Below are 11,634 nucleotides of genomic sequence, written 5' to 3' on the forward strand. Positions count from 1 at the left end.
TGCACCGCGTCTACTTCGCGTCCGAGTAGCGCTCCACCACCGCCGTCGTGAACGGAAAACGCACCGGTGTCTCGCCGAACACGGTCCGCCCGGCCGTGCGACCCGCTGCCCGGATCGCCTCCACGACCGCCTCCGCCTCCTCACGTGGACAGTGCACGATCACCTCGTCGTGCTGGAAGAAGACGAGTTCGGCCCGGAGCCCGGCGGAGCTGATGGCCCGGCGCAGGGCGGCCAGGAGCAGCAGGGCCCAGTCCGCGGCGCTGCCCTGCACCACGAAGTTGCGGGTGAAGCGCCCCCGCGCGCGGGCGCTGGACGACGCGTAGCCGGGCGTGAAGCCGCCGGTGGCAAAACCGTCGGAATCGTCGGCGGATCCGTCAGTGGATCCGTCCGCAGAGAGGGGCGCGGGCTCCTCCTGGGGAATGCCGGCCTCGTCGTCCTCGGCCCCGCCCACCGCGGGCGGGCTGGTGCGGCCCAGCCACGTCCGTACCAGGCGTCCTTCCTCGCCCGCTTTCGCGGCCTCGTCGACGTAGGCCACGGCGAGCGGGAACCTGCGGCGCAGGGCAGCGAGGTTCTTCAGGCCGTCGCCCGAGGTCTGGCCGTAGATCGCGCCGAGCAGGGCGAGCTTCGCGTGTTCCCGGTCGCCGTGGAACGCCCGGTCGGACAGGGACGTGTAGAGGTCGCCGTCGTGGCCCGCCACCTCCATCAGGCCGGGGTCGCGTGAGATCGCGGCCAGCACCCTGGGCTCCATCTGGTCGGCGTCGGCCACGACGAGGCACCAGCCCTCGTCGGCGACGACCGCCCGCCGTATCACCTTGGGGATCTGCAGCGCACCGCCGCCGTTGGTCGTCCAACGGCCACTGACGGTGCCGCCCGGCTGGTACTCGGGGCGGAAGCGGCCGTCGTGCACCCAGTCCTGGAGCCAGCTCCAGCCGTGCGCCGTCCAGACGCGGTACAGCTTCTTGTACGCGATGAGGGGTTCCACCGCCGGATGGTCCAAGCCCGCCAGCTCCCAGCGGCGCGTGGACCGCACCTTGATGCCCGCCTGGGCGAACGCCTTCACGACATCGGCGGGGAGGTCGGGGCGGACGCGTCTGCCGAACGCTGTCGAGACCTCGTCGGCCAGCTCGGCCAGCCTGCGGGGCTCCCCGCCGCCCGCGTAGCGCTCGCCGAGCAGTTCCTGGAGCACCTCCCGATGCACGTCGGCACGCCAGGGCAGGCCGCTCCGGTTCATCTCGGCGGCCACCAGCATGCCGGCCGACTCGGCGGCGGTCAGCAGGCGCATCCGGCCCGGGTGCGCGGTGGCGTCGTGACGGCGGAGCTGGTCGGCGTAGACCTGGATCAGGCCCTCGAACGGCAGGTCCGTGCCGGGGCGCGGCTCGAAGAGGGTGGACTGCGAGCCGGGTTCGGCGGCGCGGGGCGGCGGATCGGGAGGCACGGGGGCGTTGTGCAGGCGGGCGTGGGCGGCGGCAGCGGAGCGCGGTTCGCCCAGGCGGCCCTCATGGGCGAGGAGGAGGGATTCGGCGACCTCGATGTCGTAACAGCGGTGCACCGGCACGCCCGCCGCGAGCAGTCGCGGGTACGTCTCGGCGGTGGAACGCCAGACCCAGCGCGTGACCTCCGGCCGGGAGCGGACGGCCGTCACGACGTCGGGCTCGGTCAGGACCGGTGCGGTGGGCACGCCGGAGGCGTCCAGCGGGGCGAGGAGCGCGCCGCCGGTCTCTGTGGTGGCCAGAGCCCAACGTTCGGTCATGCCGTCGAGTCTGGCACCCACCACTGACAGCAGGCACGGACAGTGAGCGCCGGACGCGTACAGTGACGGAGGCGGCGGGGGGACGGGGTAGCGGAGGTGGCGGAGGTAGCGGGTGGCAGGGCGAGGGTGCGGTGACGGGGCGAGGGCGCGATGACAGCGTGACCGGACAGGGATGGCGGCGGTGGGGGGGGGGGGGGGGGGGGGGGGGGGGGGGGGGGGGGGGGGGGGGGGGGCGGGCCCGCCGCGCCGCCCCCCCCCCCCACCGCCGCCCCGCAGCGCTCCGCCGCACCCTGGTCCAACCAGCAGAGCTGACCCCCCCCCCCGGGGGGGGGGGGGGGCCGCCCCCCCCCCCCCCGGCCCCGCGGCCCCCCCCCCCCCCCCCCCCCCCCCCCCCCCCCCCCCCCCCCCCCCATCCCCGTGCCAGAAGGCCGGCGGGGGCGACCGGGGGCCATCGCGACTACGAGTCCGTCGTCCAGGTGCCCAGCGATATCTCGGCGGTGATGCCGGGCCCGAAGCCCGCCATCAGACCGCGGTGGCCGTCGAGGGCCGACGCCTCATCGAACATGCGACCGAGTGCGTCGAGCACCACCGCGCTGGCTATGTTGCCGTACTCGGTGAGTGTCGCGCGGCTGAAGCGGAACGCCTCGGGCGGCACGTCGAGGAAGCGGCTCAGGTCGTCCAGGATGCGCGGGCCGCCCGCGTGGATGATGTAGAAGTCCATCTTCCCGGCGTTCCACTGGTGCTCCTCGGCGACCGCGTTGAGGGCCGGAGCGAGCGGTTCCATCGTTCCGGGCACCCGCTTGTCGAGCTGGAAGTGGAACCCGGTGGACCGGACCGCGTAGGAGATCCAGTCCTCGGTGTCCGGGATGATGTACGAGCCGTTGCGCTCCAGCCGTACGCCGGTGCCGCCGCGGCCACGGAGTACGACGGCGGCGATGCCGTCGCCGAACAGGCCGTTGGACAGCAGGGAACCCACGCCCAGGTCCGTGGGCTGGTAGCAGAGCGAGCAGAACTCGCAGGCGACCACCAGGACGTTGCCGTCGGGGTACGCCCTGCAGAAGTCGTGCGCACGGTTGACCGCCGCGCCCCCCGCGGCACAGCCGAGCTGGGCGATGGGCAGCTGACGCGTCTCCGGCCGGAAGCCCATCTCGCCGATGAGCCACGCGGTCGGCGGCGGCATCATGAACCCGGTGCAGGAGACGTACACGATCAAGTCGATCTGACGCGGCTCCAGTTCGGCCTGGTCGAGCGCCCGGCGCACCACCGCCGGGACCCGCGCCTTGGTGTGCTGCTCGTAGGTGATGCTGCGGGCGTCGAAGCCCGGGTGCTGGAGCACCTTGTCGATCGGCTGGATCAGGTGCCGCTTCTGCACCCCGGTATGTTCGATCAGGCGAAGGACCAGGTCGAGCTGTGGGTGGTCGCTGTGCAACCGCCGAGCCAGCTCAAGGGTTTCCTCGTTGGTGATGACGTACTCGGGCACCTCGATTGCCGGCTTGCAGAGAACCGCCATGGAACTCCTCCTAGCGGACTTGGTCCAACACGGCCGGGCCCGGAGCGGTCGAGGAGTGTCCGCCGACGGCGGGAGACGGAGGGAGAGGGCGGGATCGCCCACCACGACCCCGGCCGCACGGCGTTGTGCGAGGGGACTGTGGGGGATTCCCGCGCCGGTCTCGATACCCCTGGAGCGGGCGCGGACGGGCCGACCGTCGAAACAGTGCGTGCTCGCCGTTCGTGGGCGGATCCTCATCCGCCACGGCTTGGTTGGCCGTCGGGAACACGCTACGGCAGGGGGATCGATGCCGCACGTCGAGACAGCGATCGTCCCCGCCCCGCCCCGTCTCGCCCCCTGCTGTGCAGCGGTTGGGGCGACGGCGGGAGCGGGGCGGAGGCGGGAGTGGGAGGGGGAGTGGGGCGGAGGCGGGAGTGGGAGGGGGAGTGGGGACGGGAGTGGGAGTGGGAGTTGGGCGGAGGCGGGCGCGGGTGCTGGGGCGATCGGTAAGGCGTCATGGCGATCGGCCGGTACGCCGTGGGGCCGGCGGGGTGCCCGTGTGCGCCCGATGCGCCCCGGACATCGGGTGCGGCTGGGGTGGGGCCTGGCCAGCGGCACCCGGCGGTACCCGGGGACATTCCGGGCACGTGCCTGGACGGTTCCGGGACCGTTCAGGGACCCGGCCGGGCCGCGCCCCGGAGCGTTCCGGTTGCCGGGCGCCTTGCCGGGCCGCATCATCGATGACGGTCGGCTTCAGGATGACGGTCGACAACGGTATGGGAAACACCGCCCGTGACCGGCTGACCGGTTACCAGCCGGGCCGCTCCCTGCCCGCCGGGCCGATCGCCAGTCGGCCGGTCACCAGGTGACGGGTAGTTCGAGGGGATAGCGCCAGATCGAGGTCTTGTTCCAGCGCACTTCCTCGGCGGGCGTCGCCAGTTTCAGTGCGGGGAAGCGCCTGAGCAGCGTCCCGATTCCTACTTCCAGCTCCGTGACGGCGAGCGGGGCGCCGAGACAGTGGTGGCCGCCCCAGCCGAAGGTCATGTGCGAGGGGCCTTCGCGCCCCAGGTCCAGCTCGTCGGGGCGGTCGAACTTCCGCGGGTCGCGGTTGGCCGTCAGATAGGAGACGTGCACGATGTCCCCTGCCCGGATCAGTACTCCGCTCAGCTCCACGTCCTCGGTGGCGACCCGGGGGATGCCAACGCCCTTGCGGAAGGGGATGAAACGCAGCAGTTCGTCGATGGCCTGCGGCAGCATCTCGGGGCGCTCGCGCAGCATGGCCAGTTCGTCGGGCCTGGTCAGCAGCGTGTAGCAGATGTTCCCGATCTCGTACGTGGTGGTGTCCTGGCCGGTGATGAGCAGGACCATGGCCATCACGGTCAGTTCCTGGTCGTTGAGGATCTCGTCCCCGTCGCGCGCCATGGCCAGTGCGCTGATCAGGTCGTCGCCGGGATTCGCGCGGCGCTCCGCCGTCAGCCTCTGGAAGTAGGCGCGGAGGTCGGCCTTGGACCGTACGGCGTTGTCCCGGTTCTCGACGGTGGTGTCCATCATGGTCCGGGCGTGGGCGCGCAGTTGTGCGTCTTCGCCCTCCGGGATGTCGAGCACTTCGCAGATGGTGGTCAGTGGCAGCGGGTCGGCCAGATGCGCGAAGAGGTCCGCAGGGGCGCCGTGCTCCTCCATCCGGTCCAGCAACTCGTCCACGACATGCTGGGTGCGCACCCGCATGCGCTCCATGTGGCGGGGGGCGAAGCCCTTGGAGATCAGGCTGCGCAGTCGGCTGCTGCCCGGCGGGTCCATCACGTTGATCGCTTCGTCCTGCACGATCGGCTCGGGCGTCATGCGCGGGAAGTTCCGGCCGATGATGGCGCTTCGGCTGAAGCGCCGGTCGGTGGTCACCGTGCGTACGTCGTCGTAGCCGGTGACGAGCCACGCGTCGCCGTCGCCGTGCGGCAACCGGATGCGCGAGACGGGTTCTTCAGTCATCAAGTGCTTGAGAACCGGGTCGAATTCGAGGGCTTCGGCGTAGTCGAACGGGCAGAGCCGGGCGCCGGTGGCTGGTTCCATGCGGAGCTCCAGAGGGAGAAAACTGACGGGTGGTCCGGGGGAGAGGGGAAGGGGGCTGGACGTCTGGGGCAGCGTGGGCGGTGGGGGCGGGCTGGACGGGACATGGGTGCCCGGTCTCCCGCACGGACACGCGCCGTCCGGGTCCGATTGGTCCAGATATTGGCCCATATGCAGAACGGATCCCACGCCCGGGTGTGTCCGGGTTCGCTGGACCGGCGGATTCGGCGCGTGGGGCGGTGGTCCGGTGGGCCGGGGCACGCAGGTGCGCGCCGGGGTGATGCCTGGTGGTGTTGCGCGTGGTGGGTCGGCGTGTGTCGGGTGGGTGCTGGTGGGGTTACGGGCGGCAGGCCGACGTGCGCCGGGGTGACGCTCGCGGAGTTAGGGGCAGCGGGCCGGGCGCGTGTCGCCGTGGCCGTACCGGCGGTCCGGGCGCGGGTCGGCTCAGCCGGTCGGGGACGGCACGACGTTGGTCGCGTCCAGGGCCGGACGCACAGCGCGGGCGAGCGCGACACCGTCGCCCACGGCCCAGAAATGGGTGAAGAACAGGCGCGGGTTCTCGGCGAGGTGGTGGTTGTGCAGCTCGACGAGCTTGATGCCGCCGCGCCGCAGGGCCTTCAGTACGGCCGGGGTCTCGTCGGCGAGCATGGCGCAGTCGCCACTGAGCGCGGCCCGGCCGCCGCCCAGGGGCTGGAAGTTGAACGCGCTGGTCGATCCGAGGCCGGGCGGCAGGATCAGGTGGCCGTCCGTGATCGTCTCGCGGCGCACGAAGAGGACCTTGTAGAGCCCGTCCTCGACGGTCCCCTTCGTGCCGAGCACCGCCTCCATTCCGGCAGTGTCCAGGTCCACCGGGGCAGACGGCCGGGGCGGCTGGGCGGGCGGGGTGCCGGTGCGGTCGAGCCCGGCGCGCAGACCGCGGGCCATGGCCACGGCGTCGTGGCCGTGCGCGTGGACGTGGGTCCACCAGATGTCGGGGGTCTGGGAGAGCAGGTGCTTGTGGAGCGCGGTCTGCCCGATCCCGTGCGCGAGCCAGGCGTCGGTCACCCGCTGCAACTCGTCCTCGGTGACCGCAACGTCGCCCATCAGCATCGTGCTGCCGTCGGCGTAGCGGACGAAGGCCACATGCGTGCCGAGCGCGAGCCCCGGGGTGACGTTCACCCCCTCGGAGACCACGTGCAGGTCCCGTCGGGGGAAGCCGGTGTGGTAGATCACGCCGCGCAGCATGTTGCCCTCTCGACCCAGCGCCCTCGCCACGCGCGCCCAGTCCTCTGGCGCGGTGGGAACAGGCGAGACCCGTCCGCCGTGTGGCGGTGCGAAGGGCGCGGCAGACCTGGCGGGTGCTCCGGTCGCTCCGAATGCTCTGGGCCCTTCGGGCCTCGCGGCTCCTGCGGGCCTTGAGGGCAGGGCGTGCGCGGCGGCGGCCGGTCCTACGGCCGTCAGTACCGGCGCGAGCGCCGCTGCCGCCAGCGCCCGCCGCCGTGATGTGAACGCCCTTGCGCTCGCGTCCTGCTGTCGGTCTACGGTCCTGCCATCGGTCTTCACGTGATCGCCTCCATGGCGAGATGAGAACACGCGAAACGTGGATAAACGGATGAAAGCCGATACATCGTCAGCGGGTCGGGCCGGATGGCTCAATCGCCTCGGCTGTCCGGCTTCCCACCCGAGCTGACGCCGCGTTGGCGATTGCCGCCAGGGCGGCGGCAGTGGTCGCGGCCGAGTAGTCTCCATGCCACACGCTGCCCAAGTTCTCGCGCACGGCGTCGCCGTTGCGGACTGCTCCCCGCATACGCGGGGTTGGTTCTCGGGACGTGCGCCCTGGACGCGTTGCGGGCGATCGGTGGGCTTTCCTCGTGCTCGCGGGTACGGCCCGGCGTTACGACCGTGCGGTCCTTGTCGGCGCCGTGGGTTCCGTATGACAAGGAGCCCCACCGTGCTGAGCACGATGGGGCGTCCCGGATCCGGTAGCTGTTGGCCCGGTCATCAGGCGGCGCCGAAGCCACCGGCGGGCGTGTGCTGTACGACTGCATGAATGTGCGGCGGCAGCGCGTGTGCATGGAGGGCCTGCTGTGCCAGGTCTGCGGGCGGGCCGGCCGACCGGGACCGGAACGGGTGGCTGTTTCTCGGCTGGCGGCGCCCGGACCCGCTCCGACCTGGCCCGAGAGGTCCCTCACCTCCATGCCGCCCCCGTGCGCCGAGCACGCACGGGTGCCGGTCCGCCAGTGCCCATTCCTGCGCAGGGCCGAGTACGCCGTACTGCGTGTACGCCAACCCCGCCTCCATGGGGTGTCGGGCCCTCCACCAACTCACCGACACCGGATGGCGTGTCTCCGAGAACGACGTGCTCTCCCCGTACGGCAAGCCCCGTCTCCCCGGCATGCTCGCCTTCCGGCTTCACCGGGAGCTGCGTGGTGTGACCGCCGTGCACCTTCCGTAGCCCGGACCACACCGCTTTCACCCTCAAACGGTTCGGTCCTCAGCCCCGACCGAGGACGGGACTGAGGACCGAGCACGCATGGAGCTTCCTCACGCGGTGTGTTCACCACCGCGCATGGCGGCGTCAGCCGTTGGCACGCTCCTCGGAAACGACCTGCTGCCGCAGTTCCACCAGCGCGCGGAGAGCCTCGCTGTACATGTGGATGCTCTTCTCGCTGTGCGTGTCGATGGCGGTCTTGACTTCCTTGAAGGTCTTGGCGATGACCTCGTCGAGGGTGTTCTTGTCGATGCCGTTCATGGTTTTGTTCCTTTCATGGGGGGATGGGGCGTGAGTGGCCCCGCTTGTCCGCCCACCGGACGCGGCCCTGTGACGAGGCGCGGGGGTGCGGTACGCATGGCGCCCGCCCCCCGGTCACGAACACCGGGTCGCTGGTGGGAAGTTGGGTGAACGGCGTGTGTCCGGAGCGGAGCACGTGGGTGCTGCGGACACGGCACACGCCTGCGCGTCATCCGAGCATCAGACGCGTTCCTTCGGCTTGGGGGAGAGATCGGGCGGGGTGCGCAGCCCGTAACGGGTCCGGAGTGCCGACCGGGCCGCGTGGTAGCCGCACATGCCGTGTACGGAAGGCCCCGGGGGTGTGGACGCCGAGCACAGATACACGCCTGGGAGCGGTGTTCTGTACGGGTCCCAGCGTGCCACGGGCCGGGCGAGGGACTGGCGCAGCGTCATGGCGCCGGCGCCGATGTCGCCCCCGACGTAGTTCGGGTTGTACTCCTCGTACTGGGCGGCGGGCAGCCCGCGGGAGGCGACGATGGTGTCGCTGAAGCCGGGCGCGTACTCCTCGATGCGCCGCCGGATCATGTCGGTCGGGTCGCGCTCGTCACCATGAGGGACGTGGGCGTAGGCCCATACGGGCCGCCTGCCCGACGCCGCACGCGACGGATCGGTCACGGCGGGGTCCACGACCAGGACGAAGGGGTCGGGAACCGCGCGACCTGCCACGGTGGCCGTTTCCTGCCGGACGATGTCGCTGTGGGTGCCGCCGAGGTGCACAGTGCCGGCCTGCCGTACGAGGGGATTGGCCCAGGGGATGGGTTCGCTGACGAGGAAGTCGGCCTTGGCCGCGCCCGGTCCGTACCGGAAGCGGCGAAGGGCACGTGCGTAGCCGCTGGGCAACCGCCGCCCGGCGATGGCGAGGAATTCCTTGGGACTGGTGTCCAGCATGACCAGCGGGACAGTGCCGAGTTCGGCCAGGTCGCGGACATGGTGGCCGGTGTGGATGGTGCCGCCGTGAGCGATGATGTCGGCCGCCAGCGCGTCGGCGATGCGCGCGCTTCCGCCTTCCGGCAGCGGCCAGCCACTGCTGTGGGCGACGTGCCCCAGGAGCAGCGCGACCACCGCCGACGTCGGCGTGGGGAGTTTGCCCACCGCGTGCGCGGCCACTCCGGTCAGGAGAGCCCGCGCCTCTGCGGTGGCGAACGGGGTACGGGGCGTGCCGTGGGTCAGGGCGCGGGAGGCGAGCAGCACGGCGGCCACCAGGTCCCGGGGCAGGGAACGCTGAGAGGACAGCACCAGGTCGACGACCCCGCTGGACCGTTGGGCCAGCGGCGCCATGAGCCGGGTCCAGCGCGGGCCGTCCGCGCCCAGGCCCCGGGCGGTGCGGGCAATGTCACGCCATGCCGCCGCGGCGCGCCCGTCGGGGAGGGGGTGCGCATACGGCATGTCGGGTTGCAGGAGCCGCACGCCCCTGGTCCCCAGATCGAACGCGCGGAAGAACGACGAGGCGGCGGCCATCGGGTGGACGGCCGAACAGACGTCGTGCGCGACATCGCTGTCGAACAGCGGCATCGTGCGCAGGCCGCCGCCGATGGTGCCGGCCTTTTCGAACAGGGCGACCTTGAGGCCCGCCCTCGCGAGGGTCACCGCGGCCGCGAGTCCGTTGGGTCCGGTGCCGACGACCGCCGCATCGGTCATGACACGGCCTCGGCCGGGGCGAGCTGCCGGCTGACCAGCCTGCGGTAGGTGGCGTCACGGTCCATCAGCTCGGCGTGGGAGCCGCGGTCGCGCAGCCGGCCGCCCTCGACGACCAGGATGTGATCGGCGCCGATGGTGGTGGAGACCCGGTGCGCGATCGTGAGGACCTGGCAGCGGGTACCGATGGTGACGAGCGCGTTCCGCAGCTCGTTCTCGGAGTCGGAGTCGAGGTTCGAGGTGGCCTCGTCGAGGAGGAGCACCTCGGGCTGGGTGAGCAGGGCACGGGCGACGGCCAGGCGTTGACGCTGACCGCCGGAGAGGCCGTGGCCGCCTTCGCCGAGTTCCGTGTCCATGCCGTCGGGCAGGGCCGCGATCACGTCGGTGAGGTGGGCCGCCCGCAGGGCCTCGTCGATCTCGTCGGGGGTGGCGTCCGGCTGGGCGTACACCAGGTTCTCCCGCACGGTGCCGCGCATCAGCGGAGCCTCCTGCTCCACCAGGCCGATCCGTCCCCGCAGCTCGGTGAGCGGCATGGTGGCGGTGTCGCGGCCGGCGATGCGCACGGTGCCCTGGTCGGGGTCGTGGAAGCGCTCGATGAGCTGGAAGAGCGTGGTCTTTCCTGCACCGGACGGGCCGACGATCGCGGTCACGCCGACGGGGGGCAGGGAGAACGAGATCTCCTGCACCGCGGGGGCGGGCTGACCGCTGTAGGCGAAGGTCACCCGGTCGAACTCGATGGAGACGTCCGCGGCGGCGCTCTTCGCGGCGCCGTCGTCGGTGGTCGTCACGGCCTCGTCGTCGGTGGTCTCCTGCTCCACCACGGCCAGTTCCCGCACCCGGTCGATGGCGGCCCTGCCCTGCTGGAGTTCGCCGATGGACATGAACAGCATCACCAGCGGGGACACCAGGTAGAACAGGTACATGATGAACGCGGTGAGGTCCTCGATGGGCAGGGCCCCGGTCGCGGTCCGGGCCATGCCCCAGGCGATCACCACGGCCAGCGAGACCTGGGTGCCCACGTTCATGGCGGGCAGCAGCATGGCCGACAGCCGGGTCACGCGGACACCGCTGTCCCGCGCGGCGTCGGCGAGCTCCTTGAGCCGGTCGGCCTCCCGCTGCTCGGCACGCGACGCCTTCACCGTGGTCAGCGCGCTGAGGATCCGGAGCAGCCCGGAGCCGTAGTTGCTGGTGTCCTCGCGGTTGGTGACGGCCACCTTGCGCACTGCCCGGGCCAGCCCGAGGGCCACCGCGGAGGCGACCCCCAGACAGACCGCGGTGACCAGCAGCAATCGCCAGTCGATCCACGCCATGACGATGACGCATCCCAGGCTGGTGAACCCGGCCGTGATCATCTGCGCCACCGACGACGACAGGGCGACCCGGGCGAGGGAGGTGTCGGACACGGTGCGGGTGAACACGTCGCCGTGTTCGAGCTTGTTGAACTCCCTGATCCGGGAATGCAGCAGACGCCCGGTGAGCGTGGTGCGCATGTCCAGGACGATGTTCTCGCCGGCCCGCCCGATCAGGTAGAAGTGCGTCGCGGCCAGCAACGCGTCGGCGGCGAAGAGCCCGGCGATGAGGACGATGGGCCGGGTCACCGACTCGTCCAGCGCGACCGCCTCGATCAGATCGCCGATCAGCAGGGGCTGCAGGAGAGTGGCGGCCGTGCCCAGCAGGCCGAGGAAGATGCCGACGCCCAACAGCAGCCGGTGGCGGCGCACGATCACGGATATGTTCACGAATCGCCCTCACCGAAGAAGATCGCGATGATCGCGGCGATACTGGACGCCAGGATCAGGCTCAGGACCCATGAACGTCGGGTCAGCCCGCCGTCCTCTCTGAACAGCACCAGCATGCTCGGCACCGTGAACGCGAGGGCGCAGAAGAACCACGCCGCCCGGCTTGCTGTCAACACTGGCTGCCTCCTTC

9 protein-coding genes are annotated in these 11,634 nt (G+C 71.6%); 1 reads left to right on the forward strand and 8 read right to left on the reverse strand.

Features of this window, described 5'->3' with window-relative positions:
* Positions 1-10 precede the first annotated feature (10 nt).
* The 4 genes from ACGF2V_RS12825 to ACGF2V_RS12840 all read right to left on the reverse strand — a co-directional run bounded on the left by ACGF2V_RS12825 (position 11) and on the right by ACGF2V_RS12840 (position 6,554).
* Positions 11-1,750 carry a bifunctional 3'-5' exonuclease/DNA polymerase gene (locus ACGF2V_RS12825; RefSeq protein WP_362626705.1) on the reverse strand — a complete coding sequence of 580 codons (1,740 nt, stop codon included), beginning with the start codon at positions 1,748-1,750 and terminating at the stop codon, positions 11-13.
* 457 nt (positions 1,751-2,207) lie between these two features.
* Positions 2,208-3,260 carry a type III polyketide synthase gene (locus ACGF2V_RS12830; protein ID WP_362626318.1) on the reverse strand — a complete coding sequence of 351 codons (1,053 nt, stop codon included), beginning with the start codon at positions 3,258-3,260 and terminating at the stop codon, positions 2,208-2,210.
* A gap of 837 nt (positions 3,261-4,097) precedes the next feature.
* On the reverse strand, positions 4,098-5,303 hold the full coding sequence (locus tag ACGF2V_RS12835) for a cytochrome P450 (RefSeq protein WP_362626321.1): 1,206 nt from the start codon (positions 5,301-5,303) through the stop codon (positions 4,098-4,100).
* A gap of 441 nt (positions 5,304-5,744) precedes the next feature.
* A complete protein-coding gene (locus tag ACGF2V_RS12840; protein WP_362626323.1) occupies positions 5,745-6,554 on the reverse strand; it encodes a DUF1259 domain-containing protein in 810 nt (269 codons plus the stop codon).
* A 1,003-nt stretch (positions 6,555-7,557) separates the two neighbouring features.
* Between ACGF2V_RS12840 and ACGF2V_RS12845 the strand changes: the two genes are divergently transcribed.
* Positions 7,558-7,734, forward strand: coding sequence for a hypothetical protein (locus ACGF2V_RS12845; RefSeq protein ID WP_362709750.1), 177 nt, complete (start codon positions 7,558-7,560; stop codon positions 7,732-7,734).
* Positions 7,735-7,857: 123 nt separating this feature from the next.
* Here the strand turns inward: ACGF2V_RS12845 and ACGF2V_RS12850 are convergent, their stop codons facing one another.
* The 4 genes from ACGF2V_RS12850 to ACGF2V_RS12865 all read right to left on the reverse strand — a co-directional run bounded on the left by ACGF2V_RS12850 (position 7,858) and on the right by ACGF2V_RS12865 (position 11,620).
* The gene (locus tag ACGF2V_RS12850; protein ID WP_362626325.1) at positions 7,858-8,031 is read right to left on the reverse strand and encodes a hypothetical protein; all 174 of its coding nucleotides are present in this window, start codon (positions 8,029-8,031) and stop codon (positions 7,858-7,860) included.
* A gap of 219 nt (positions 8,032-8,250) precedes the next feature.
* A complete protein-coding gene (locus ACGF2V_RS12855) occupies positions 8,251-9,708 on the reverse strand; it encodes an NAD(P)/FAD-dependent oxidoreductase (protein WP_362709747.1) in 1,458 nt (485 codons plus the stop codon).
* On the reverse strand, positions 9,705-11,444 hold the full coding sequence (locus tag ACGF2V_RS12860) for an ABC transporter ATP-binding protein (protein ID WP_362709744.1): 1,740 nt from the start codon (positions 11,442-11,444) through the stop codon (positions 9,705-9,707). The genes ACGF2V_RS12855 and ACGF2V_RS12860 overlap by 4 nt, the downstream gene beginning before the upstream one ends.
* The gene (locus ACGF2V_RS12865; RefSeq protein ID WP_362626332.1) at positions 11,441-11,620 is read right to left on the reverse strand and encodes a hypothetical protein; all 180 of its coding nucleotides are present in this window, start codon (positions 11,618-11,620) and stop codon (positions 11,441-11,443) included. The genes ACGF2V_RS12860 and ACGF2V_RS12865 overlap by 4 nt, the downstream gene beginning before the upstream one ends.
* Positions 11,621-11,634: the final 14 nt, after the last annotated feature.

Source organism: Streptomyces sp. NPDC047982, from assembly GCF_043204165.1.
Classification (GTDB): Bacteria; Actinomycetota; Actinomycetes; order Streptomycetales; family Streptomycetaceae; genus Streptomyces.